The following is a 23,793-nucleotide window of genomic DNA, read 5'->3' as shown; positions in this document are numbered from 1 at the left end:
GTGATTTTTTGACTCTTTTGCAGTCTTAACGTAGGAGTTTATTTGCATTCAGAAACAACGGGTAAGGAGACTCTGTGGGGATGGAGTCTCGGCTCCCTTCTGAAGGCAATCGGTGCGTGCCGGGTCGGCACGCGAAGGTCCGGGGATCTGGTCGGAAAGGGTAATGCGTTCGGTTTCGCTGCGGCAAGGTGACGAGCACCTTCTGCCGTTCCGGGGGATTTGCACAAGTACGCCTCAGCTTGCCATGCCGGAGCGTCGGTTTTCGACCGACGCCGGGATCACCGATCGGTCATGTCGGCGCATGCCGCAGCACCAGATCGTCGTCTCGACAGGCGGACGTTTGTGCGCCCACGAACAGTCGAAATCGCATGGCAAACCCTTTGCTTGGAGGTGACGTGCGTGCAATCCCTGTTCAGTTTCCGACAACGGTTGGCCGGATTCCCGGCGCTTCCATAGCGGGCTGAGAACACTCCATGGCACGGGTCCTGTCGGTCTCGGGGCGACGCGTTGCTGCACTCAGCGAAGGCTGGGAACTGGCAGTGACGGCGCCCGGTGACGTGCAGGAACCGGCGGGGTTATCGGACGCGCCGCACCGCTGGTCGGCCGCCGTCGTACCGGGCACGGCCGCGCAAGCCCTGCGCGACGCCGGCCTGTGGACCCTCGACGCGCCAACGGCATTGCACGATCGCGACGTGTGGTATCGCACGCGTTTCCGCGCCGATGGGACGCAAACGCTCCGGTTCCAGGGGCTGGCGACTCTCGCCGAGGTCTGGCTCAACGGCGCGCTGGTGCTGCGTTCGGACAACATGTTCCACGATCACGACGTGGCTGCCGCGCTGCGTGGCGAGAACGAGCTTTGTATTGCCTTCCGGGCCCTGCATCCGGCGCTCGCCCGCAAGAAGGGCCGCGCCCGCTGGCGTCCGCGCATGATCGAGCCGGCGACGCTGCGCTTCGCCCGCACCACCCTGCTGGGACACATGCCTGGCTGGTGTCCGCCCGTGCATGCCGTCGGCCCCTGGCGGCCGATTGAAATCGTGGAACAGACCGGGCCGTTGCGCGTGCGCCGGGCTGACCTGCACACGCATGTGGACGACACCACCGGCGTGCTGGCCCTGACACTGTCCATCGACTGGACCGGCCGCGGTCAGCCGGAAGCCATCGTGCAGGTCGGCGACGTCCGCGCACCTCTGGTCTGGCAGGATATGCAGACGCTGCGCGGCGACCTGCGCATCGCCGACGTCGCGCTGTGGTGGCCTCATACGCATGGAACGCCGGCACTCCATGCCGTGCGCGCCTCGGTCGGCGACGTCACTATCGATCTGGGCCGCGTCGGATTCCGCACCCTGGCCGTCGACCACGGTCCCGACGACCAGGGCTTTGCCCTGATGGTCAACGGTGTGCGGGTCTTCTGCCGCGGCGCCTGCTGGAGCAGCGCCGATCTGGTGTCGTTGGCCGGCAGCCGCGCCGCCTGTGCGCCGTGGCTGCAGCGCATGCGCGATGCGGGCATGAACATGGTGCGCGTCGGCGGTACCATGGTGTACGAGAGCGACGATTTCTTCGCGCTGTGCGACGAACTGGGCCTGCTGGTGTGGCAGGATTTCATGTTCGCCAACCTCGACTATCCGGCCAACGATCCGGTCTTTGTCGACAGCGTCACGCGCGAGGCAAACCAACTGCTGGATCGCACGCAGGCCAATGCATCCCTGGCCGTGCTGTGCGGCGGCAGCGAGGTGGCGCAGCAGGCGGCCATGCTGGGCCTGCCGCGTGCCGCCTGGAGCGGTCCGCTGTTCGACGAGATCCTGCCGACGGCGGTGCGCACGGTACGGCCGGATGTGCCCTATATCGCCAATTCGCCGGTTGGCGGCGCGCTGCCCTTCGCGGCCAACAGCAACGTCTCGCATTACTATGGCGTCGGCGCCTACCTGCGGCCGCTCGACGATGCGCGGCGCGCCGACGTGCGCTTCGCCAGCGAGTGTCTGGCGTTCGCCAACGTGCCCGAGTCGGCGACAGTGGCGCGCGTGCTCGATGGCGGCGAAGCGGCGCCGCATCATCCCAAGTGGAAGGCGCGCGTGCCGCGCGATGCCGGCGCATCGTGGGATTTCGAGGATGTGCGCGACCATTATCTGCGCCTGCTCTACGGTGTCGATCCGCTGGCGCTGCGCTATGGCGATGCCGACCGCTATCTGCGCCTGTCGCGCGCCGTGACGGGCGAGGTGATGGAAGAGGTCTATGCCGAATGGCGGCGCGGCCGCTCGACATGCGCCGGCGGCCTGGTGTGGATGTACCAGGATCTGTGGCCGGGGGCCGGTTGGGGTGTCGTCGATGCGCTGGGGGCGCCCAAGGCGGCCTGGCATGCGCTCAGGCGCGCGTTCCGGCCGGTGCAGGTGAGCGTCACGGATGAAGGCGTGAACGGGCTGGCCATCCACGTACTGAACGAGACCGCCGACACCGTTGCCGCTACGCTGTCCATGACCTGCCTGCGCGACGGTGCCGTGCCGGTGCTGCGCGCCGAACGTGCGCTCACGCTGCCGCCGCGATCGGCACAGGAGATCGCGGCCGCCACGCTGTCGGACACCTTCTTCGACATCACCTACGCCTATCGCTTCGGGCCGCCGCCGCACGATGTGACGATCGCGGCGTTGACCGATGGCGCCGGCGTACGCCTGGCCGATGCGTTCCACTTCCCGCAGGGCCGCGGCACGGCGCGCAGCGCACTGGACCTGTCGGCCACGCTCGAGGAAAGTGACGGCGGCTGGGCTTTGCGGCTGCGCAGCGCGCGCTGTGCCCAGTCGGTGCATATTGAAGATGACGGGTTTCGCGGCGACGACGAGTGGTTCCACCTTGCCCCGGGGATCGAGCGGGTGGTGCAGCTGATCGCGCGCGAGGCGTCGTCGGGTGCCGTTCCCGACGGCGAGGTGCATGCGTTGAACGGCCTGTCTCCCGTGCGTTTCAGGAGATCGTCATGACGCCTGTGGTGTTTGGCGGTTGCTTCGGCTGGCTTCATCCCGCGGCGGGGAACCGCGGGGTGGTGCTGTGTGCGCCGCATGGTTACGAAGAAACCTCCGTGCATCGCGCATGGGGTGCCCTGGCTGACCGGCTGGCCGCGGCCGGATTGCCGACCTTGCGCTTCGACTACCACGGTACCGGCGATTCCGTGGGCAGCGACGAGGACCCGCAACGCCTGCGGGCCTGGCTCGACAGCATCCGTGACGCCGTGCACTGGATGCGCCAGCAGGTCGGCGTCACCGAGGTGGCCCTTGTCGGGCTGCGCCTGGGCGGCGCGCTGGCGGCCCTGGCGGCCAAGGAACTCGGCGATGTCGACATGCTGGCCATGCTGGTGCCGACCATTTCAGGGCGTGCCTACACGCGCGAGATGAAGGCGCTGGCCGCCTTCTCGCCGATGCCCGACAACGCGCCGCCGCCGCCCTCGCCGGACGACATCGAAGCCGGCGGCTTCGTGCTGAGTGCCGAGACGGTCGAGGCGCTGAAGGGTGTCGACCTGCGCCAGATCGATCGCCTGCCGGCGCCGCGCGTGCTCTTCATGCCGGCCAACGACGGACCGCCCGAGCGGACGCTGGCCCAGGCCTTGCGCAACCTGGGGGCCGAGGTCGAGGTCGTCCCGTTCGACGGTTTCGAGGAGTTCATCTGCGAGGTGTATCTCGGCCAGCGCACGCCGGAAGCATCGTTTGCGACGCTGACGGCCTGGCTGACGGCCGATGCGCCGGCGGCGCTGACAGCGAACGAGCCGCGACAGACCGCGCGCCTGGAATTGCCGCAGGCGTCCGAGACACCGATCTTCTTCGGTGACGAAGCCCGCCTCTTCGGCATCTGCTGCGAGCCGCGGCCGGAGAACGCCGACCGCACGGCGCCGGCGGTGATCTTCATCAACACCGGCCATCATCGCCGGATCGGTGCCAACCGCATGGCGGTCAGCATGGGCCGGCGGCTCGCGGCTCGCGGCATCACCTCGATGCGCATCGATATCGCCGGACTGGGCGACAGCCAGGCATGGCAAGGCCGGCCGGAAAACAAGCTGTACGACAAGGCAGCCTGCGCCGACGTCCGCGCCGCCATGGACTGCCTCGAGGCCCAGGGCCATCGCGAATGCGTGCTGATCGGGCTGTGCTCGGGCGCCTATGTGTCGTTCTACACCGCCCTGCAGGACACCCGCGTCATCGGCCAGGTGATGATCAACCTGCAACGCTTCATCTGGCGGGACGGCGACAGCCTCGCGGTGACCACGCGCGTGAGTTCGACCCGGATGCGTGATCTGGGCCGTGAGTTCCGCGGCGGGATCCGCAAGGTCGAGGCGCTGCGCCGCCTTCTCAAGGGTAGCCGCAAGGAGTGGACGACCGTCCGAGCCCTTCTGCGCCGCACCGTTGACCTGACCCGGTCGGAGATCGGCAAGGCGACACATGCGCTGTTCGGCGTTGAGGGCGAAGTGGCACGCGGCTTCCGGCTGATGTCGCAGCTCGGCACCGACAGCCTGCTGGTCTACTGCGTCGACGATCCCGGCCTGGTCGAACTGGAGATGCACAATCTGCGGATCGAGGGCCGGCGCCTTGCCGGCCAGAAGCGGGTCGGCGTCGAAATGATCGATGGCGCCGACCACACCCTGACGCGGCGATGGGCCCGCGATCGCCTGGTCGAGATCATCGAGGCGTACATGGTCACGCGGCGGCGGCCGGTGCTGCAGCCCGATCAGGACACGGCATCGAACCCGAGCTGGAAGCCGGCCCAGGCGGCGTGACGTTGCCTCCCCCACTGCGTGGGGGAGGAATTACTCAGAGGAACCCGCGCAGTTCGGTCAGGAAGCCGTCGAGGCGGTCGTGGTGCACCCAGTGACCGGCGCCCTCGAACGAGACCACCTTGGCATTGGCAAAATGCCGGATGCGGCCGTCGTCCTGCGGGTTCGACGCCCAGCTTTCCTTACCGTAGATCAGCAGGCTCGGGCACGTGATGCGTGACCACAGATGCTCGACATCCTCGTTGGTCATGTCATAGGGCGCCCACGCCCGCACGTAGTTGTCGAACTTCCAGCTGTAGGTGCCGTCCTCGTTCTGGTTCACGCCATGCTGGGTGAGGTGACGCGCCTGCTCAGGCGACAGGTGCTTGTTCTCCTCCTGCATGCGCTTGAAGGCATCCTCGATCGAGGCGTAACGCCGCGGCAGGCGGCCCGACAGGCCGCGCTGCTCGTCGATCCAGGTGCGCATGCGCTCGTCGATGGTCCGTTTGCCGCGCTCGGCCAGCATCTTGGGTGACGGGCCCAGGCCCTCGATCGCCACCAGCTTGCGCACCTGCTCGGGGTAGATGCCGGCATAGCGCAGGGTGATGTTGCCGCCCAGCGAATGTGCCACGATGGTGACCGGCGCCAGGGCCTGCTGGTGGATCAGTTGGGCCAGGTCGTAGACGTAGCCCGCCATCGAATAGTTGCCGTCGGGCGACCATTGGCTGTCGCCGTGCCCGCGCAGATCCGGCGCGATGACGTGCCAGTCCTTGCGCAGCGCCGCCGCCACCCAGTCCCAGTTGCGGCAATGGTCGCGCCCGCCATGCACCAGCAGCAGCGGCGGCGCCCCCGGGTTGCCCCAGTCGACATAATGCAGGCGCAGGCGCTGCGAGAAATAGATGCGGGAGGTTGGCCCGACGGGATCGATGGTCGCTGTCATTGCCTGCGGCTCACAAAAGTCACGGATGCCGCCGGCGGCGGCAGCCCTTCCATATCAGGATTCTGCGGACCTGCCATACACCCCCCTGCTTGTCGGCCGGGATCGCCGGCATGCTATGGTCTCGGCGGCAATGGAAGGACGCCTGGATGGATACGCGTGTGCGCATGGATAGCGGCCTGGAGGACCAGTTCCAGAACCTGCATGAGTTCGTGACGGCCGCCCGCGGCAAGCTGCCGCCGCGCATCTGGGACTACCTGGTGGGCGCCGCCGAGACCGAAACCACCATGAAGCGCAACCGCCAGAGCCTCGATTCCATCGCCTTCCGCCCGCGCGTGCTGCGTGACGTTTCGACCTACGATGCCAGCAGCCGGCTGTTCGACAAGCCCTTGCGCCTGCCCATCATGCTGGCCCCGATCGGATCGCTCGAATCCTTCGACCCCGGTGCCGGCGTGACCGTGGCCAAGGCGGCCGAGCGCTTCGGCGCGGCGATGCTGCTGAGCTCGGTGACCACGCTGGAGATCGAGTCGGTGGGCAAGGCCGCCGGCGGCTGCAAGGTCTTCCAGCTCTACGTGCGCGGCGACGACGCCTGGATCGACGAGCGGGTGAAGCGTGCCGTCGATTCCGGCTACGACGCCTTCTGCATCACGGTCGATACCGCCGTCTACAGCCGCCGCGAGCGCGACATCGCCCGGCGCTTCGTGAAGCCGTGGCGCGAGAACCTGAGCGGCACGAACTACCAGGCGGCGCTCAGCTGGAAGAACATCGCGCACTTCAAGAAGACGCACCGCATCCCGCTGATGCTCAAGGGCATCGCCACCGCCGAGGATGCCGAGATCGCCTGCCAGCACGGCGTCGACGTGATCTACGTGTCCAACCACGGTGGCCGCCAGCTCGACCATGGCCGCGGCATCATGGAGGTGCTGCCCGAGGTGCTGGCCACCGTCAATGGCCGCGCCAGCGTCGTGGTCGACGGCGGCTTCAGCCGCGGCAGCGACGTGGTGAAGGCGATCGCCATGGGCGCCGATGCCGTCGGCATCGGCCGCCTGTTCTGCTACGGCCTGGCGGCGGCGGGCGAGGCCGGCATCGTGCGCGTGCTGGAGCTGCTGGAAAACGAGATCCGCAGCTGCCTGGGCCTGCTCGGCGTCACGCGCCTGGCCGATGTCGACACGTCCTATCTGCATGCGGCGACGCCGGTTGTGGCGCCGCACGTCCACAGCGCCTTCCCGCTGCTGGGCGAGGGCTATTGATGAATGCCCTCTCCGCCCGCAAAGCGGGGGGAGAGGGAGGGGCCCACGCGCAGCGTGGGAGGGTGAGGTGGGTGCTGGAACCAGACGCGATCGCCGACGAACGATCACGCTGTTCGAACACCCACCTCACCCTCCCATCGCTGACGCGATGGGCCCCTCCCTCTCCCCCCACTGCGTGGGCGGAGAGGGTTTAAAAACGGAGGAACGCCGTGCCTGACGCCAGGACTTCGAACACCATCACCGGCCGCAGCGCCTTCCTGGCGTTGATGAAGGACGAAGGCGTCACGCGCATGTTCGGCAATCCCGGTACCACCGAGCTGCCGATCATGCACGCGCTCACCGAGCAGCGCGACATCGGCTATGTGCTGGGCCTGCAGGAGGCCGTGGTGATCGCCATGGCCGACGGCTTCGCGCGCGCCTCGGGCGAGCTGGTGTCGTGCAACGTCCATGTCGCGCCCGGCCTGGGCAACGCCATCGGCGCCATCTACACCGCGCAAGTGTCGGGCACGCCGATGATCGTCACCGCCGGCCAGCAGGAACAGGGCCACGGGCTGACCGAGCCCCTGCTCTATGCGCCGCTGGTGCCCATCGCGCAGCCGGTCGTGAAATGGGCCACCGAGGTCAACCGTATCGAGGACCTGCCGCGCATCCTGCGGCGCGCCGCCAAGGTGGCGCTGACGGCACCCACCGGCCCGGTGTTCATCTCGCTGCCCGGCGACATCCTCAACAACGAGGCGGCGCTCGACCTCGGCGAGGTGACGCACGTCGACACCCGGACGCGGCCATCGGACGCCGCGCTCGAAGCCTGCGCCAAGCGGATCCTGGCGGCCAAGCGCCCGCTGATCATGGCCGGCACCGAGATCGTCACCGCCGATGCGCTGCCCGAGGCGGCGCGGCTGGCCGAGATCCTGGGCGCACCGGTGCTGCAGCAGTCGGTGCAGACCGGCGCCCACTTCCTGTCCGAGCACCCCGCCTTCCTCGGCGCATTGAACCGCGACCAGGCGCAAGTGCGCCGCGTGCTCGAACCCTACGACCTGGTGATCTGCGTCGGCGCCGAGCTGCTGCAGATGTCGGTCTACAGCGCGATCGAGCCGCTGCCGCCGGACACCAAGGTGATCCAGATCGGCCTGCGCGACTGGGAGATGGGCAAGAACTTCGCGGCCGAGATCGCGCTGCGCGCCGACGTGAAGGAAACGCTGGCGGCGCTGAACCCGCTGCTCGAGCGCCTGGGTGGTGCCGCGCGCGCGGCCGCCGCCAAGGCCTCGCTCGCCGCGCTCGCCGATCGCAACTGGTCGGCACAACGCGCCCAGAAGGCCAGCGCGGCGCGCCAGCGCCAGGGCGCCCAACCGATCGACCCCGACTGGCTGATGCTGCGGCTGAGCGAGAGCCTGCCCGCCGACGCCATCGTGGTCGACGAGGGCCTGACCTCGTCGCGCAGCCTGCTGGCCTTCTGGCCGTTCCGCGACCGCTACAGCTACTTCGGCAACGTCAGCGGCGGCATCGGCTGGGGCATCGCCGCCTCGGTCGGCGTGCAGATGGCGCATCCGCAGCGGCGCGTCGCCGCCGTGATCGGCGACGGCAGCGCCATGTACTGCGTGCAGGCGCTGTGGAGCGCGGCGCACTACAAGCTGCCGCTGATCTTCGTGATCGCCAACAACGGCGGCTACCGCATCCTCAAGCAGCGGCTCAAGGCGTTCCACGGCAACGATACGCCCATCGGCATGGATTTCCGCGATCCGCCCATCGATGTCGCGGGCCTCGCACGCGCCTACGGCGTGACGGCGCACAAAGTCGAGACAGCCGACCAGTTCGATGCGGCGCTGAAGGCGGCGCTTGCCACCACATCGGGCCCGGTGCTGCTCGACGTCGTCGTCCACGGCGCGACATAGCGGAGAACTATGGCGCGCTACCTGGTCACTGGCGGTGCGGGATTTATCGGCAGCAATGTCGTTGCGGCGCTGGCGGCGCGCGGCGATGCGGTGACCGCCGTCGACCTGGCGCGGACGCCGATGCTGGCTGTCGCCCAGGCGCGCCTGCCGCAGATCGCGTTCCGCCAGGGCGATCTCACCGAGTGGCCGCAGATCGCCGCGGCGCTGCAGGAGACCCGGCCCGACGCGGTCGTGCATTGCGGCGCCGTCGTCGGCATCGTGAACGCGCTCGCCAACCCGGTCGGCACTTTCCGCGTCAATGTCGAGGGCACGCTGAACCTGCTGGAATCGATGCGCCTGTTCGGCGTGCGCCGGCTGGTCAACCTCAGCAGCGAGGAGGTCTACGGCCCCTTCGCCGTGCCGATCATCGACGAGATGCACCGCTGCGAGCCGGTGGGGCCCTACGGCATCTCCAAGCTCGCCGCCGAATGGCTGGCGCGCGACATCGCCGCCGCCCGCGGGCTGGAGTGCATCCACGTGCGCACCTGCTGGGTCTACGGGCCCGGCCTGTCCCGTCCGCGCGTGCCCAAGACCCTGATCGATGCCGCCGTGAGCGGCCGGCCGCTGCACATCCCGCGCGGCGGCGATTTCCGCGTCGATCACGTCTACATCGACGACTGCGTGCAGGGCATCGTCAAGGTGCTCGACAAGCCGCAGCACGGCGTCGACGTCTATCACATCGCCACCGGCCAGGCGCCGTCGCTGGCCGAGATCGTCGCCATCGTGAAGGACCTTGTGCCCGCCGCCCAGCTCTCGATCGGACCCGGCAACTACAGTTGGGCCGACGGCATCGATGTGGTGCGCAAGGGGGCGCTCGACATCACGCGCGCCCGCGCCGAACTGGGCTACGCCCCACGCTACGACATCCGCGCCGGGCTCGCCGCCTGCGTCGCCTGGGAGCGCGGGCACCGGCCGTGGGAGGCTACGCCTTCTCCGCCTCCGTGATGACCGCCATCTTCTCGACGGTCTCGACGATCTCCATCACGTAGGGCTTGCCGACCGGCAGGTCGACGATCGCGCCGGGAAACAGGTCGATCACGTCATCACCCACCGTGATGCGGCCCTTGCCCTTGTAGACCACGAAGGTCTCGGACCACGGCATGCCGCCATCGCGGCGATAGGTGCCCGGCTCGCCGCGCCAGGCGGCGATGCGATGGGGCCGATCGCCGCGGTCGCCCTTCAGGCGATAGGCGAACGCGCGCGGCTGCTGCTCGCCGATCCCGGGGATGGCATTCCAGTCGGCCGCGGCGGGGGTCAGGTTCTGTATCATGGCGGGTCTCCTCGGCGCGGAGCCTACAGCCGCCGAGGAGAAAATAGAACGCCGTTCTTTTTACCTCTTGTCGTCCTGAGCGCAGCGAAGGACCTTGCGGTGGGTCGTTCGAAAACTGTCGGCACGGGCGATCATCACTGCCGACAGCGGCTATGCCAACACCGCAGGATCCTTCGCTGCGCTCAGGATGACAGCGGCGGCGTGAGCCGGTCTACCCGCCCAACGTCGCCGGGCCGGGCTTGAGCTCGCCGCGCTCGACCTTCTTGACCACGTCGGTGAGCGTGCGGTGCGACGGCGCCGGCACGCCGATATACTGGCCGCGCTCGGCGACATAGCCGTTCATGAACTCGATCTCGGTGCGGCGGCCCTTGATGATGTCCTGCGCCATCGATGGGCGCTGGATGTCGGCGCGCGGGTTCACGTTGGAGCCGGGCGCCATCAGCTTCTCGATCTCGTCGAGCGCCGCCTTGTCGCCCTCGGCCGCCAGCGCCAGCCGCTCGGGATCGAACTTGCTGATCTTCTCGATCTGATAGCCCAAGGCCTGGCCCACGCGCACCGCCTCGCCGCCGAGCTTGATGGAGAAGCGGCGGATCGCATCGTTGCGATCGCAATCACCGCTGCTGAGCCCGGTGGCGGCCGATACGCCGTTGCGCATGCCGTTCTGGCACAGCTTGGACCAGCGCTCGCCCCACAGGTTGGTCGTCGTCTTGGCGCTATCGATCAGCGCGAACATCTCGCGCAGCTCCTCGATGCGTTTGGTGATGCGGCCATGCACCTCGCCGACGCGGAATACCGTATGCTTGTCGCCGCCCTTGGCGATGGTGCGGCGGATGCGGGCCGCCTCGTGCATGTCGACCGAGATCAGCGAGGCGATGGTACCGACCGTCTTGCCCCAGCCCACGACGGAGGCAATGCGCTCCTCGTTGAGGCAGTTCTGCAGCGATACGACATAGCCGTCCGGCGCCAGGTAGGGGCGGATCATCATGGTCGCCCATTCCGTGTCGTAGGACTTCACCGCCACGAAGGCGATGTCGATCGGCTTCTGCTTGCTGAGGTCCTGCACCTCGGTCAGGTGCATGGTGCGCGCCTTGGTGACGGTGAAGCGCTCCTCGGGCGTGACGCCGTCGAGCTCAAGGCCGCTTTTGCGGATGGTCTCGATATTCTCCGGCCACATGTCGATCAGCGTGACGTCCATCCCGTGATGGGCCAGGTAGCCGCCGACATAGCCGCCCAGCGCGCCCGCGCCCACCACCGCTATCCGTTTCCGCATGGCTTCCCTCCGACTCCGCTATTCCTGATCGCGTGAACTTCAGCCAAACATAGACGGAAGCGATGGCGCGAGATACGCGGAGACGGCAGATGAGCTACGACAGGATCGAGGTGCGGCCGCTGGCGGGGTCGCTGGGCGCCGAGATCAGGGGCGTCGACGTGCGGCGCATGGACAACCAGACCTGGTCCGAGGTGCATCAGGCGTTCCTGGAGTTCCGGGTGATCGCCATCCGTGACCAGCAACTGCAGCCCGACGACATCATGAGCGTCAGCCGCCGGTTCGGCGAGCCCAACTTCTATCCCTTCGTCACCGGGATGGAGGGCTACCCCTACATCTTCGAGATCGTGAAGGAGCCGCAGGAGACGCGCAATTTCGGCGGCGGCTGGCACTCCGACACCACCTACCTGGCGCAGCCGCCGCTCGCCACCGTGCTCTACGCGCTGGAGACGCCGGCCAAGGGCGGCGACACGCTCTACTGCAACACGGCGGCGGCCTACGACGCGCTCTCCGACACCATGAAGGACATGCTGGGCCGCCTGAAGGGCGTCAACAGCGCCGGCCTGAAGCACTCCGGCGGCCGCGCGTCACATCACAAGGTGATCGGCGGCATGAAGATCCAGGGCACCGAGCAGGCCGACACCTACGAGGCCATCCATCCCATCGTGCGCACCTGCCCCGACACCGGCCGCAAGGCGCTCTATGTCAGCCGCGCCCACACCATCCGCTTCGACGGCATGACCGAGGACGAGAGCCGGCCATTGATCGAGTGGCTGCAGCAGCACCAGATCCGCCCCGAGTTCACCTGCCGCGTGCAGTGGGAGCCCGGCACCTTGACGGTATGGGACAACCGCTGCACCCAGCACAGCGCCATCAATGACTACAACGGCCAGCGCCGCCGCATGCAGCGCATCACCGTAGGCCCGCAGATCCCGGCCTGATTTTTTTGGACCGCGCGCGTCCACGCGCGCATCTGTCCTGAGCGTCAGCGGCGAAAGCAAACGCTTTTGCCGCTGATGCGCGCGTGGACGCGCGCGGTCCCAAAAAAGACTAAGGCGCCACCCGCGTCTCCGCTTTGGCGCGGGCGACGTAGGCCGCGGCGTCCTCCTCCAGCAGCAGGCGGTCGCGTACCAAAGCGGTCACCACCTTGCGCACGGCCGCTTCATAGGCGGCGTGGTCGGCATAGCGTTCGGCGATCGCCGGTCGCGGATCGCCGCGCTTGTCGCGCTCGGCCTTGGTCGCCGCGAATGCGATGAAGCTGCCGTCGCGATCGGCCAGCGCGCCCTCGGGATAGGGCGCCTTGTAGAAATTCCAGCCGGTGTAGGTGCCCAGCGGCGCGGCGATATCGGGCAGCCGGATGCCGCCCAGCTCGTTGCCGTCGGCATCGACCTGGGGCACCAACACGCCATAGGCCTCGCCGGCGGGTTGCGGATCGACCCAGTCGCCCGGCGGCGTCACGGCGTTGGCGGTGCGCGCCACCACGACGCCGGGCAGCGGCGGAAAACCCAGCGCCGCCGGCGGCACCAGGGTGCCGCCGGCGATGGTGGGCACGCGGCTGGGCGGCGGCAGCCGTCCGCGCACCACCCACGCATCGAGTGCCACCAGCAGCGCGCGCAGCGCCGGCATCGGGTTGTGCGGGTTGCGCGGATGGACAGCCGGCCCCGGATCGCTGGTCATGCCGGCGCGGCCGCCGTGCTGGGTGCCGGCGACCAGGTAGACGCGCACGCCCGAGGGCAGCATCACGTCGCGTTCCCCGCGCGGATCGGTGTGCAGCAGCGAGGCACCCTTCTGCCAGTACTCGGTCGAGGTGTTGGTCTCGATCAGCAGCGGATCGAACCCGTCGTTGCGCAGCAGCGCACCCGTGGTCTGGGTGATCGGATCGGTGAGCGGTGCCGAGGCAAACGGGAAGGCGTTCTCGGGATAGTCGTGATCCTCGTGCTGCGTGTTGGTGCGCGCCGGCTGCGCGAAGGGCTGGTTCAGGAACACGCGCCCGACGCCGGCGATGTGCGCCAGCACGCCGTCGAACACGCGCCGGCCGCGCTCGTCCCTGTTGAAGCCTTGCGCGATGTGGTCGCGCAGGTAGCGGCCGGACTGCGAGATGCCGATGGCGAGTGCGTGCGTCATCGCGCGGCCGGTGATGGCGCGCGCCGCCGGATCGTGGCGCAACCAGCTCACCACGTCGCGCGTGGCGGCGAAGCCCAGCCCCAGCACCTTGGCACCGGTCGCCCGGTAGCGCAGCTCGTAGAGTGAGCCCGGCTCGGGCTTTGTCCCTTCGGGCAGCAGCCGGATGGTGCGCGCATCGACGAAAGCCCAGCCACCGGCGGGCACGGCGCGGCGCGCCTCTGCCTGGTGCCGGCGCACGGTGAGCTGCGCCTGCGCGGCGTCTGTGCTGGCCGCCGCATACGAGAGGCGGAACGTGTCGACCGGCGCCCCGCGCGTGCCCGACACCAGCTCGTCGCGGATCATCGCCGCGATTGGCTTGCCGTCCTCGCCGGCCACCGGCACGGTCATCGCCAGCCCGCCATTGGCGCGCGGTGCATCGGCATCCCAGCCCGACCACACCAGGGTGAAGCCCAGGCGCAGCGGCAGCGCGTTGCCGAGCTCGGCGCGGGTATCGGGGTTGTTGTTGCCGGCCGGCGCGTCCATCAACGTGCCGAACAGCATCTTGCGGCCGCGGTTGTTGACCTCGTAGAGGATGCGGCCGTTGCCCTTGGCCGCATCGGCCGGGCGCAGGATCACGATATCGGTCCGGTACTCGACCATGCCGCGCGCGTTGCGCGGCGCCTTGTCGATGTTGGCGATGCCGCGGTTGGCCGGATCGATGGGGTCGACCTCGCCGCGGGCAACGCCGATCATCCGCACATAGCCGCCGACAGCACCGAACGCCGCGCCGCCCGCCAGCGGTTCCGTGCGCTCGATCTCGATCGACGTGATCACGGCCGCCGCCGGCATCGAGAGGAGGAGGCTGCCCACGACGCCGGCCGCCGCAAGAACACGCACCATAACCCCTCCTCTTCCTGCACCACGCTTATACCTCCCGACGTCGAAAAGACAGATTTCACCACAGAGACACAGAGAAACACAGAGACCACAGAGGAAACGTTTGCGCGCCACAGGCGCGCGATTTCTTCTTCTCTGTGTTCCTCTGTGTCTCTGTGCCTCTGTGGTGAATCTTCTTCTCTTTCCTCTTCAAACGAACGTCAGGTCCGGATCGGCACCCAGGATATAGGCGCCGACGGTCTCGAAGTGCGACAGGCGGCCCTGCAGCTGCTGCGTCACGGTGTGCACGTCGCGGAAGCGGCGCTCCATCGGGTGGCCGGCGAAGATCGCCGAGGCGCCGGCGGCATTGTAGACGACGTCGACCGCATCGCGGGCCTGGTGGATGGCGTGCGTGGAGGCCATGCGCACGGTGATGCGCTGGTCGAGCGTGAACGTGCCACCCGGCGCCGACACCGCTTTCCAGATCTCCTCGTAGACGTGCAGCAGGTAGAGCCGCGCGGCGCGCACCCGCACCTCGGCCTGCGCCATGTTGGATTGTACCACGGCGTTGTCGCGGATCGGGCTCTTCATGCCGCGCGGCACCTTGTTGCGCGCCATGTCGATGAAGGCGTCGAGCGCGGTGCGCGCGATGCCCAGCGCCACGCCTGAAAACGCCAGTTCGTACATCGCCATCGCCGACAGCCGGTAGAGCGGCCCCGGCTCGCGGCACTCGCGCTGGAAGTCGCGGATCACCGCGTGGTCGTGGCGCACGAAGTGATCGTCGAGGCTGAAGGCGTCGCTGGCGGTGCCGCGCAGGCCGATCACGTCCCAGATGTCGGTCCACGTCACCGCGTCGGCCGGCACCAGCATGGTGCGCTCGGCCGGCTGCCCGTCGGCATCCAGGCGGCGCGTGCCGTCGGCCTCGAAGATCGGGCAGTGCGCGCCGAGCCACGTCGCATGCCGGCAGCCGCTGGCGAAGCTCCAGGTGCCGGTGACGCGATAACCGCCGTCGACGGCGACGGCCTTCACCTTCGGGCCCGGCCCCCAGGCCAACACCGCCTGCGGATCGCTGCCGAAGATCTTCCACGCCACCGGCGGGTCGAGATAGGCCGCGTGCATGGCGCAGCCCGCCGCCTGGCCCAGGCACCAGGCGACGCTGGCATCGGCCTTGGCGATGGTCTCGATGACGCGGAAGAACGTCAGCGGGTCGATCTCGGCCCCCTTCTGCGACTGCGGCAGCAGCAGGCGGAACATGCCGGCGGCATGCAGGTCGGCCACGAGGTCGGGCGGCAGGCGCCGCGTGCGCTCGATGTCGTCGGCCAGCGCCTCAATCTTGGGCGCCAGTGCCTCGGCCCGCGCCACATAGTCGGCCGCCGCCCGCTCCAGGCTGTCGAGTGTCACCGCGCCCTCCTACTCTCCCTCCCCCAACACAGTTGGGGGAGGTGGCCGCAGGCCGGAGGGGGACCCGACGTGGTCTCGGTTACGAAGACCACGTTGCCTCCCCTCCGCCCCTTCGGGGCACCTCCCCACTACGTGGGGAGGAATCATCACCCAGCGACCGGTCGATCTCCTCGATCGAGCGGCCCTTGGTCTCGATGCCGAGGAAAAGATACACCGCGCCCGCCATTGCGAACCAGCTGCCGAGATAGATGAACGCCGGCACGATGTTGGCCACCGGCGCGCCCGGCTTCAAGACGTCCGAGGCGCCGATGATCAGCGCCAGGCCCAGCGGGCCGATGATCTTGCCCAGGCCGCCGAAGCCGTAGGCCGAGCCCATGCCCGAGGTGCGCAGGTGCGCCGGCCACACCTCGGCCGCGTAGGGGCCGACGACCGCGAAGCCGCCGTCGGCGAAGAACGTGGCGGCGATCAGCAGCAGCCAGTACACCGAGATGCCGGCCAGGAACGCGTCGTGGAAGATGCCGGCCAGGATCAGGAGCGCGCAGGCACCGAAGCCCAGCAGGCCGCCCGACACCCGCCGTCCGAGGCGCTCGGAGAAATACGAAAAGCCGATGCGGCCCAGCATGCCGCCCACGGTCATGACGAACACCATCTTCGCCGCCTCGGCCGGCGGGATCTTGAGCAGCGCCACGAACAGGGTCGGCGCCCACAGGGTGACGCCGTAGACGCCGGTCTGCGCCCCGAGATTGCCCAGCCACGACACCACCAGGCTGCGCGGGTGCTTGAAGAGCTCGAGCCACACGGTGGGCCGCACATCGACATCGCGCGCCGTCGGCAGCGGCAGGCTCTGGGGATCGACCTGCAGCGCCCAGGCAAGCGACGTGCGGGCCTCGTCATGGCGGCCCATGCGCGCCAGCCAGCGCGGCGACTCCGGCACCCAGATGCGCACCAGCAGGGTGAGGAACGCCGGCAGCACGCCGATGGCGAACAGCCCCTGCCAGCCGATCATCGGCGTCAGGTAGCCCGCCATCAGCGCGCCGATGCCGACCCCGATGGGGATGAACACGGTCACCAGCCCGCTCACCAGGCCGCGCTTGGACGACGGCACGAACTCCTGCACCAGCGGCAGGTCGACGCAATAGAGACCGCCGACGCCGAAGCCGACGAAGAAGCGCATGATGGTGAGGTAGATCCAGCCGTTCTCCGGCGTAAAGTACAAGAGCCCGGTGGCCAGCGAGAAGTTCAGCACCGTGGCGATGAACACCTTGCGCCGCCCGATGCGGTCGGCCATCCAGCCCCAGACCATGGCGCCGATCATGGCGCCGACGCCCGACGACAGCAGGATCACCGCCGACATGCCGTAGGTGAGCTGCCACGGCCCGATGATGAAGGCCAGCACGAAGCCGATCAGGAAGTAGTCGAAGAATTCCAGCGCACTGCCGACGATGGCGGCGAACACGATCTTCTTCTGGTTGGCGGTCAGCGCCGTCTGCCGGTCCAGCACCTCGAACATGGGGCCGCTCCGTTTCCTCCGGCCGGCCCGCCGCGATCGATCGTCATGACGTGCGTGCGTTCACCTGCCGAAGCGAAACCGTAGGCGCGTCCGCCCCGTCGAAGAACAGCCCGGGCGCAACACAGCCATGCGCGTTGCTGTCGTGGTGAGAGAGAAGAAAGATTTACCACAGAGGCACAGAGAACACAGAGGAGACACAGAGAGTGATCCTCGCGCGCGCCGAAGGCGCGCCATTCCTCTCATCTCTATGCCTTCTCTGTGTCCTCTGTGCCTCTGTGGTGAACTCTTCGTTGCGCACATGTCCGTCGGTGTGATTGACGCACCCCACACCGCCGGGACCTTCACGCGGTGATCAGCCCACCCAGGAACGTCGTCACCGCGGCGTTGAAGGCGGTCGGCTTGTGCAGGTTGGCGGCGTGGCCGGCGCCGTCGATCGTGGCTTTCATCGTGCGCGGAATTTTCTTCGCCATGTAGTCTGTCGCGGCGAGGAAGTTCTTGTCCTCCGAGCCCACCAGCACCAGGGTCGGTACCTTGATCCCCTCGAGCGAGCGGATCACGCGGTCGTCGGCCTGCGCCAGCATGCCGCGCGCCGCGCCCGCCAGGCCGTCGGCCGAGCGATGCTGGCCCAGCCGCACCTCGTCGCTGGTGCCCAGCGCATCGAGCCCGCGCGCCTCGAGGTCGTCGGCCCGCTTGCGCGCGGTGGCGTTCCACTGCGCCCGCGCCTCGTCGCTCTTGAAGCCCGGCCCGGTGTCGAACAGCATCAGCGCCCGCGTCATGTCGGGATGCGTGGCGTTGAAGGCGAGCGACATGTAGCCGCCCAGCGACAGGCCGCCGATGATCGCCGCCTTCTCGCCGCACGCCTTCAGCAGCGCCGCCATGTCGGCCACGGTCAGCGCCTCGGAATAGGCCTTGGGGTCGCGGGGATAGTCCGACTCGCCGTGCCCGCGCATGTCCCACACGATGACCTTGTAATCATCCTTCAGCGCCGCGATCTGCCCGTCCCACATGCGGCACGTGGCGCTGTAGCCGTGGCTCAGCAGGATCGCCGGCCCGGCGCCATGAACCTCGTAGTGGATCTGCACGCCATCACGGTCGAGCTTGGGCATGGATGGTTTCCTTTGTTGTCCTTGGAAACGATAGACGACCTGCACCACCACCGTCACGCCGCGCCTTCCGCATGGCAGCACGGCACAGGTGCGCAGCGCGCACGTCATGACATAAGCTCCCTCCCCCAACGCGGTTGGGGAGGAGGACGTCGTATGAACTGGACCGACCGTCGCCGGCGCTTTCGTGCTGTCCTTGCCGGCGATCGCTGCGTGCATCCCGGCTCGGTGTTCGATCCGCTGTCGGCGCGCATCGCCGAGGATATCGGCTTCGAGGTCGGCATGTTCGCGGGCTCGACGGCGTCGCTGACCGTGCTGGGCGCGCCCGACCTGATCGTGATCACCCTGTCGGAGTTCGCGGCCCAGGCCCTGCGCATCAACCGCGCCGGCAACCTGCCGCTGCTGGTCGATGCCGACCACGGCTACGGCAACGCGCTCAACGTCAAGCGCACGGTCGAGGAACTGGAGACCGCGGGCGTCGCCGCGCTCACCATCGAGGACACCGTGCTGCCGCAGCCCCATGGCGCGGCCAAACCGGCGCTGGTCTCGATCGACGAGGGCATCGGCAAGATGAAGGCGGCGCTATCAGGCCGCCAGGATCCCGGCCTGGTGGTGGTCGGCCGCACCAGCGCGCTCGCCATCACCTCGGTCGACGACACCATCGCGCGCGCCCGTGCCTACGAGGCCGCCGGTGTCGATGCGATGTTCCTGGTCGGCGCCAGGAGCCGAGCCCAGATCGAGGCCGTGGCGGGCGCGATCGGGATCCCGCTGATCCTGGGCGGCGCCGCCGGCGACCTCACCGACCGCGACTGGCTCGCCGCCCACAAGGTGCGCATCAGCCTGCAGGGCCACCAGCCGATCATGGCCGCGGTACAGGCCGTGCACGATACGCTCAAGGCCCTGCGCGACGGCACGCCGCCCGGCAAGCTCGCCAACATCGCCTCGGCAGACCTGATGAAGCGCGTCACCCGCGACGCCGACTATGCGCGGTGGACAAAAGAATTCCTCGGCGTGGGTTAAGGTCGTGGAAGAAGAAAAGGAAGAGAAGATTCACCACAGAGGCACAGAGAACACAGAGGAACACAGAGAACAGTCGTTACGAACAACCAGCGTGCGCCATCGCCCTACTAGAGAGAAGCACGTGGGACAGTTCGATAACCGCGCGACGGTCGCGGAGACGAAAAAGAGACACAGAGAACAGTCGTTGCGCACGCCCGACGTGCGCCATCGCCCTACTCTGTGTTCCTCTGTGTCCTCTGTGCCTCTGTGGTGAATCTTCCTCTTCTTCTTATTTCTCTAGGGAGAGACGCATATGGGATTGCTCGACAACCGCGTCGCCATCGTCACCGGCGGTGCCTCCGGCATCGGTGCCGCCTGCGCCGAGACCCTGGCGCGCGAGGGCGCCAGGGTGGTGGCCACCGACATCGACGAGGCCGGCGGCCGCGACCTGGTCGCGCGCATCAAGGCGGCCGGCGGCGAGGCCGTCTTCCTGCACCAGGACGTCACCGACGAGGCGCGCTGGCCCGAGATCATTGCCGAGACCGAGCAGCGCTACGGCCGGCTCGACATCATGGTGGCCAACGCCGGCATCGGCGTCTCGGCCCAGACCATCGTCGACATGCCCATGGCCGACTGGCGGCGGCAGACCGCCATCAACATCGACGGCGTCTTCCTGTCGGTGAAGCACTGCATCCCGGCGATGCGGCGGGGCCAGCGCGGCGGCTCGATCATCATGATCTCCTCGCTGGCCGGCCTGCGCGGCTCGCCGACCCTGGCCGGTTACTCCGCCACCAAGGGCGCCGTGCGTTTGTTCGCCAAGTCGATCGCCATGGAATGCGCCGGCGCCGGCGACGGCATCCGCGTGAACTCGGTGCACCCCGGCATCATCGTGACGCCGATCTGGGGCAAGATCCCGGCCAATGCCATGGGCGGCGGCCGCAACGCGCCCATCGACCCGCACGAGCTCGCCCGGGTCGGCGCGCCGCTGGGCCGCGCCGGCACGGCGCAGGACATCGCCAACGGCGTGCTGTTCCTGGCCTCGGACCTGTCCAGCTACATGACCGGCGCCGAGCTGGTGATCGACGGCGGCATCAACGCCGGCACTGCCGCCCGGCGGACCTAGCGCCGGGCGTACCAGCCGCCACACACGCCAAGCACTGTCATCCCGAGCGCAGCGAGATCCTGGGAGCGCGGGCAGCCTGCCCTAAGCCTGCCGAAGGATCTCGCCCGCTCTTGTCTTTGGCTGCACGCACCGGCGAATGAAATGCGGGCCGGAGGCCCGCGCTCCCAGGCCTTAACAAAGATGTGATCACCCGCCCCGCGGCGCATGGCTTATGCGCGGCGCCCGCGCCTGCGCCCTGCTACCACCATCGTGGTGCGCCACCGCGCGCACGGCATCCTTCACCTGTACGAAGCAGCGGCGGCGATCGCGTGAAAAAGCGTGTGCATATCGCGATGCGGCGCGAAAAATCCCGGCGCTCACACGGTGCGCAGTGCGCTCCACACCAAGTGCTTCACAATCAAAGAAACCCTTATCGAATCGATCAGAAGAGAAAATTGGGAGGCCCGCGCACCTTTCGGCAATGTGCCGCGCCACGGCGATCCCGCGCGCCACCACGCAGCGACGGGACGTCGGGCAGAAGACGCCGAGGCAGGAGGGTTGTCGTGAGTCGCGGGGCGAGGGTCATGTTGCTGTTGTCGCTGGGCGTGAACATCGGCGTCGGTGCCGCGTGGGCGCAGCGCTGGGTCATGCGCGATTCACCGGGCGAGGGCCAGCGCGTCGACCTGCCGGTGGCCGCCGACGCCGTCGCCGACGATCCGCGCACCATCGACATGCCGGCCTGGCGCCAGGCCTTCGACCGCGACGACCAGGTCATGGGCGCCCTGGTCCTGCTGAGCGGCACCCTGCTCTTCCAGATGCTGTGCACCGGCACGCGCGGCCGCGACGGCGCCGGCGACGCCTGCATCACGTCGCCGGCGCGGCGGGTGATCCCATGAGCGTGAGCCGCGTATCGTTCGGCCTGCCGACGGGCGGCGACATGCCGGCGGCGGCCAACACCGACCAGCCGCCGGCGCTCGCGGTGGCCGACCAGCTGCCGCAGCACCTGCCGGCGCTGCGCCGCTATGCGCGCATGCTGACCGGCGACGCCACGGCGGCCGACGACCTGTTGCAGGACTGCGCCGAGCGGGCGCTGTCGCGCGCCCGCCTGTGGCGGCCGTCGGGCAACCTGCGCGCCTGGCTGTTCACCATCATGCACAACCTGCACGCCAACCACCGCCGCCGCGCCGCGTCGCGGCCGCCGGAGGCGCCGATCGACGAGGTGCCCGAGCCGGCCTGGCCGGCGCCGCAGTTCGACACCCTGGCCGCCAACCAGACGCTGGCCGCCGTCGGCCGCCTGTCGCCGGTGCAGCGCGAGGTGCTGCTGCTGGTCGCCGTCGACGGCATGGCCTACAGCGAGGTCGCCGCGGTGCTGAACATCCCCGTCGGCACGGTGATGTCGCGCCTCTCGCGCGCGCGGGACCAGCTGCGCCGGGTGTCCGATCCCTCCCCCACGTAGTGGGGGAGGTGCCCGAAGGGCGGAGGGGGACCTGACGTGGTTTCAGCGACAGAGACGCCGCCGCCCTCATCCCGAGCCCGTCGCAGGACGGTGCGCCTCCCCACCGTATGAGGAGGCAACAGGAAAACAATGGAGCCCACCATGCCCCGCATCCCGCATCTCCTGTCGGCGCTCATCATCGCGCTCGCCGCCGTGTGTGCCGTCCTCCCGGCCCACGCCCAGTCCTGGCAGGAGTACAAGCCCGCCGGCGCCGGCTACCGCATCGAGCTGCCCGGCACGCCCGACGTGAAGAGCCGCGAGCAGCCGACGCCGGCCGGCAACGCCACCGTCACCATGGCGCGCGTCGCCCAGGGCAAGAGCGGCTACCTCACCAGCCACGCCGTCTACCAGGCGGGCGCGCTGCCGTCCGATCCGCAGCTGGCGCTCGACAACGCCCGCGACGGCGTGCTCAAGAACGGCAAGCTGGTGAGCGAGAAGCGCCTCACCATCGGCGACACGCCGGCCCGCCGCCTGGTGCTGGAGAGCAGCGGCCAGGTCGTCCACCTGCTGATCGCGGTGAAGGGCAACATGATGTACCAGGCGCTCTACCACCAGCCCCAGGGCGGCGACCTCCCCCCCGACGTCGAGCGCTTCATGTCCTCGTTCAAGCTCGTGAAGAGCTAACCTCTTCCCTCCCCCACGCAGTGGGGGAGGTGCCCGAAGGGCGGAGGGGGACCCCACGCGGTCCCTCTCACCAGAACCCCGACGCCCCCCGCATTGTCATCCAGAGCGAAGCGAAGGATCCGTCAAACCGTCGACCCGCACGGGATCCCCAAAGGGCGCCCCGCGCGCCACGACTGCCACCCGTGCGAACCGGCGGCCAGACGGATCCTTCGCTACGCCCAGGACAATCGGCACCGCACCATCGGAGTCTCCCTGATGCTCCGCCGCCCCCTCACCCGCGCCCTGATGATCGCCCTCGCCGCGCTGACCTGGCCGCTGGCCGCCGCCGCCCAGCAGTGGCACGAATACAAGCCCGACGCCGCCGGCTACCGCATCGACATGCCCGGCACGCCCGCGGCGCGCTCGCAGGAGACCAAGACCGCGGCCGGCACGGCGAGCTACCACAGCGCCACCGTCGTGGTGGAGCAGCGCAGCTTCATGGCCAGCCACGTCGTCTATCCCGCCGGCGCCGCGCCCACCGACCCGCAGAAGGAGTTCGACCGCCTGCGCGAGGGCCAGCGCCGCAGCGGCCTGGTGGTGCGCACCGGCGAGCCCGAGCTCGGCATGGTGCGCGACGAAAAGCGCTTCACGCTGGACGGCGCCCCCGCCATCCGCCTCGTCATCGAGAAGGGCGACTCCATCATGAGCATCCTGGCCGTGCTCAAGGCCAACATCCTGTACCAGATGATCTACGTCGGCCCGGCCGACAGCAAGACCTCGCCCGATATCGAGCGGTTCATGGCGTCGTTTGCGCTGGTGAAGAGCTAGACCCGGTTTTCTTCATCCGATCGACTTGCCCAGGAACGGCTCACATGACCGTCGGCGGCGGCTGAACGCCGCGCCGCCAGTGCTCAGGAAGATCTTGCCACGCCTTGATCATGGCGCTTCTCGCCTCGTGCCATTTGGCCAGGAGCGCGTGGATCTGTTGTGGTGATCGCCAGTCGTTCGCGTCCACACCGACCGCGAATGGCCACGTACTGGCTGGCGGCGGCAACATCACTGAGCAATTGGTGAAACTGAAATGTCCGGGCCGTTGCGCCAAGGCGCGCGCAACTTGCGAAAGCACGCTGGCGAGCGCCTTGACGTCCTCGTTGTGCCGCTCAAATTCCGCTCGGGCGTCAAGATATGCATCTGCACTGGCCATCGAGCCTGCCCTCCGCCAG

20 protein-coding genes are annotated in these 23,793 nt (G+C 68.6%); 12 read left to right on the top strand and 8 right to left on the bottom strand.

Translation table 11 applies throughout. The features are described 5' to 3' along the window. Positions 1–473 precede the first annotated feature (473 nt). Entirely contained in the window at positions 474–2,966 is a 2,493-nt protein-coding gene (locus FQU96_RS32355) for a glycoside hydrolase family 2 protein (protein WP_146545526.1), read from the top strand. Further along, a complete protein-coding gene (locus FQU96_RS32350; protein WP_146545525.1) occupies positions 2,963–4,750 on the top strand; it encodes an alpha/beta fold hydrolase in 1,788 nt (595 codons plus the stop codon). The genes FQU96_RS32355 and FQU96_RS32350 overlap by 4 nt, the downstream gene beginning before the upstream one ends. 34 nt (positions 4,751–4,784) lie before the next feature. On the opposite strand, the gene FQU96_RS32345 is transcribed toward FQU96_RS32350, so the two are convergent. Continuing rightward, positions 4,785–5,666: an alpha/beta fold hydrolase gene (locus tag FQU96_RS32345; RefSeq protein WP_146545524.1), complete on the bottom strand. Its 882-nt coding sequence runs from the start codon at positions 5,664–5,666 to the stop codon at positions 4,785–4,787. Positions 5,667–5,812: 146 nt separating this feature from the next. On the opposite strand from FQU96_RS32345, the gene FQU96_RS32340 reads away from it, so the two are divergent. The 3 genes from FQU96_RS32340 (at position 5,813) to FQU96_RS32330 (ending at position 9,786) form a co-directional block, all read left to right on the top strand. After that, positions 5,813–6,913 (top strand): alpha-hydroxy acid oxidase, encoded by a 1,101-nt coding sequence (locus tag FQU96_RS32340; RefSeq protein WP_146545523.1) that lies wholly within the window; start codon positions 5,813–5,815, stop codon positions 6,911–6,913. A gap of 209 nt (positions 6,914–7,122) precedes the next feature. Next, positions 7,123–8,802, top strand: a complete 1,680-nt coding sequence (locus FQU96_RS32335) for a thiamine pyrophosphate-binding protein (RefSeq protein WP_255468675.1) — start codon at positions 7,123–7,125, stop codon at positions 8,800–8,802. A 9-nt stretch (positions 8,803–8,811) separates the two neighbouring features. Further along, entirely contained in the window at positions 8,812–9,786 is a 975-nt protein-coding gene (locus tag FQU96_RS32330) for an NAD(P)-dependent oxidoreductase (protein WP_146545522.1), read from the top strand. Here FQU96_RS32330 and FQU96_RS32325 read toward each other — a convergent pair. Next, the gene (locus FQU96_RS32325) at positions 9,764–10,111 is read right to left on the bottom strand and encodes a cupin domain-containing protein (RefSeq protein WP_146545521.1); all 348 of its coding nucleotides are present in this window, start codon (positions 10,109–10,111) and stop codon (positions 9,764–9,766) included. The two genes, FQU96_RS32330 and FQU96_RS32325, sit on opposite strands and share 23 nt — an antisense overlap. A 211-nt stretch (positions 10,112–10,322) precedes the next feature. Next, entirely contained in the window at positions 10,323–11,381 is a 1,059-nt protein-coding gene (locus tag FQU96_RS32320; RefSeq protein ID WP_146545520.1) for a ketopantoate reductase family protein, read from the bottom strand. Positions 11,382–11,470: 89 nt separating this feature from the next. Between FQU96_RS32320 and FQU96_RS32315 the strand changes: the two genes are divergently transcribed. Continuing rightward, positions 11,471–12,319: a TauD/TfdA family dioxygenase gene (locus FQU96_RS32315; RefSeq protein ID WP_146545519.1), complete on the top strand. Its 849-nt coding sequence runs from the start codon at positions 11,471–11,473 to the stop codon at positions 12,317–12,319. A gap of 109 nt (positions 12,320–12,428) precedes the next feature. On the opposite strand, the gene FQU96_RS32310 is transcribed toward FQU96_RS32315, so the two are convergent. The 4 genes from FQU96_RS32310 to FQU96_RS32295 form a co-directional block, all read right to left on the bottom strand. Then, a complete protein-coding gene (locus tag FQU96_RS32310; protein ID WP_146545518.1) occupies positions 12,429–14,381 on the bottom strand; it encodes an alpha/beta hydrolase domain-containing protein in 1,953 nt (650 codons plus the stop codon). A 186-nt stretch (positions 14,382–14,567) separates the two neighbouring features. Further along, positions 14,568–15,758, bottom strand: a complete 1,191-nt coding sequence (locus FQU96_RS32305; RefSeq protein ID WP_146545517.1) for an acyl-CoA dehydrogenase family protein — start codon at positions 15,756–15,758, stop codon at positions 14,568–14,570. Positions 15,759–15,837: 79 nt separating this feature from the next. Continuing rightward, entirely contained in the window at positions 15,838–17,268 is a 1,431-nt protein-coding gene (locus FQU96_RS32300) for an MFS transporter (RefSeq protein ID WP_146545516.1), read from the bottom strand. Positions 17,269–17,609: 341 nt separating this feature from the next. Further along, complete coding sequence (locus FQU96_RS32295; RefSeq protein ID WP_146545515.1) at positions 17,610–18,374, bottom strand: alpha/beta fold hydrolase; 765 nt, start codon at positions 18,372–18,374, stop codon at positions 17,610–17,612. Positions 18,375–18,527: 153 nt separating this feature from the next. Between FQU96_RS32295 and FQU96_RS32290 the strand changes: the two genes are divergently transcribed. The 6 genes from FQU96_RS32290 (at position 18,528) to FQU96_RS32265 (ending at position 23,398) form a co-directional block, all read left to right on the top strand. Then, a complete protein-coding gene (locus FQU96_RS32290; RefSeq protein WP_146545514.1) occupies positions 18,528–19,391 on the top strand; it encodes an oxaloacetate decarboxylase in 864 nt (287 codons plus the stop codon). A gap of 292 nt (positions 19,392–19,683) precedes the next feature. Then, positions 19,684–20,493, top strand: coding sequence for an SDR family NAD(P)-dependent oxidoreductase (locus FQU96_RS32285; protein ID WP_146545513.1), 810 nt, complete (start codon positions 19,684–19,686; stop codon positions 20,491–20,493). A gap of 563 nt (positions 20,494–21,056) precedes the next feature. Beyond that, positions 21,057–21,368, top strand: a complete 312-nt coding sequence (locus FQU96_RS32280; RefSeq protein WP_146545512.1) for a hypothetical protein — start codon at positions 21,057–21,059, stop codon at positions 21,366–21,368. Continuing rightward, on the top strand, positions 21,365–21,928 hold the full coding sequence (locus FQU96_RS32275; protein ID WP_255468674.1) for an RNA polymerase sigma factor: 564 nt from the start codon (positions 21,365–21,367) through the stop codon (positions 21,926–21,928). The genes FQU96_RS32280 and FQU96_RS32275 overlap by 4 nt, the downstream gene beginning before the upstream one ends. A 141-nt stretch (positions 21,929–22,069) precedes the next feature. Continuing rightward, on the top strand, positions 22,070–22,591 hold the full coding sequence (locus tag FQU96_RS32270) for a hypothetical protein (RefSeq protein WP_146545511.1): 522 nt from the start codon (positions 22,070–22,072) through the stop codon (positions 22,589–22,591). Positions 22,592–22,846: 255 nt separating this feature from the next. Further along, positions 22,847–23,398 (top strand): hypothetical protein, encoded by a 552-nt coding sequence (locus tag FQU96_RS32265; RefSeq protein ID WP_146545510.1) that lies wholly within the window; start codon positions 22,847–22,849, stop codon positions 23,396–23,398. A gap of 40 nt (positions 23,399–23,438) precedes the next feature. Here the strand turns inward: FQU96_RS32265 and FQU96_RS32260 are convergent, their stop codons facing one another. After that, a complete protein-coding gene (locus FQU96_RS32260; RefSeq protein ID WP_146545509.1) occupies positions 23,439–23,774 on the bottom strand; it encodes a hypothetical protein in 336 nt (111 codons plus the stop codon). Between the last annotated feature and the right edge of the window lie 19 nt (positions 23,775–23,793).

Source organism: Reyranella sp. CPCC 100927 (assembly GCF_007859315.1).
Lineage (GTDB): Bacteria > Pseudomonadota > Alphaproteobacteria > Reyranellales > Reyranellaceae > Vineibacter.
This window is presented reverse-complemented; position numbering and strand designations above follow the sequence as displayed.

What these genes read in the sequence shown, in the direction of transcription:
- FQU96_RS32355 (WP_146545526.1), top strand. Translation starts at nt 474, where the DNA reads ATGGCACGGGTCCTGTCGGTCTCGGGGCGACGCGTTGCTGCACTCAGC.
- FQU96_RS32350 (WP_146545525.1), top strand. Translation starts at nt 2,963, where the DNA reads ATGACGCCTGTGGTGTTTGGCGGTTGCTTCGGCTGGCTTCATCCCGCG.
- FQU96_RS32345 (WP_146545524.1), bottom strand. Translation starts at nt 5,666, where the DNA reads ATGACAGCGACCATCGATCCCGTCGGGCCAACCTCCCGCATCTATTTC.
- FQU96_RS32340 (WP_146545523.1), top strand. Translation starts at nt 5,813, where the DNA reads ATGGATACGCGTGTGCGCATGGATAGCGGCCTGGAGGACCAGTTCCAG.
- FQU96_RS32330 (WP_146545522.1), top strand. Translation starts at nt 8,812, where the DNA reads ATGGCGCGCTACCTGGTCACTGGCGGTGCGGGATTTATCGGCAGCAAT.
- FQU96_RS32325 (WP_146545521.1), bottom strand. Translation starts at nt 10,111, where the DNA reads ATGATACAGAACCTGACCCCCGCCGCGGCCGACTGGAATGCCATCCCC.
- FQU96_RS32320 (WP_146545520.1), bottom strand. Translation starts at nt 11,381, where the DNA reads ATGCGGAAACGGATAGCGGTGGTGGGCGCGGGCGCGCTGGGCGGCTAT.
- FQU96_RS32315 (WP_146545519.1), top strand. Translation starts at nt 11,471, where the DNA reads ATGAGCTACGACAGGATCGAGGTGCGGCCGCTGGCGGGGTCGCTGGGC.
- FQU96_RS32310 (WP_146545518.1), bottom strand. Translation starts at nt 14,381, where the DNA reads ATGGTGCGTGTTCTTGCGGCGGCCGGCGTCGTGGGCAGCCTCCTCCTC.
- FQU96_RS32300 (WP_146545516.1), bottom strand. Translation starts at nt 17,268, where the DNA reads ATGTTCGAGGTGCTGGACCGGCAGACGGCGCTGACCGCCAACCAGAAG.
- FQU96_RS32295 (WP_146545515.1), bottom strand. Translation starts at nt 18,374, where the DNA reads ATGCCCAAGCTCGACCGTGATGGCGTGCAGATCCACTACGAGGTTCAT.
- FQU96_RS32290 (WP_146545514.1), top strand. Translation starts at nt 18,528, where the DNA reads ATGAACTGGACCGACCGTCGCCGGCGCTTTCGTGCTGTCCTTGCCGGC.
- FQU96_RS32285 (WP_146545513.1), top strand. Translation starts at nt 19,684, where the DNA reads ATGGGATTGCTCGACAACCGCGTCGCCATCGTCACCGGCGGTGCCTCC.
- FQU96_RS32280 (WP_146545512.1), top strand. Translation starts at nt 21,057, where the DNA reads ATGTTGCTGTTGTCGCTGGGCGTGAACATCGGCGTCGGTGCCGCGTGG.
- FQU96_RS32275 (WP_255468674.1), top strand. Translation starts at nt 21,365, where the DNA reads ATGAGCGTGAGCCGCGTATCGTTCGGCCTGCCGACGGGCGGCGACATG.
- FQU96_RS32270 (WP_146545511.1), top strand. Translation starts at nt 22,070, where the DNA reads ATGCCCCGCATCCCGCATCTCCTGTCGGCGCTCATCATCGCGCTCGCC.
- FQU96_RS32265 (WP_146545510.1), top strand. Translation starts at nt 22,847, where the DNA reads ATGCTCCGCCGCCCCCTCACCCGCGCCCTGATGATCGCCCTCGCCGCG.
- FQU96_RS32260 (WP_146545509.1), bottom strand. Translation starts at nt 23,774, where the DNA reads ATGGCCAGTGCAGATGCATATCTTGACGCCCGAGCGGAATTTGAGCGG.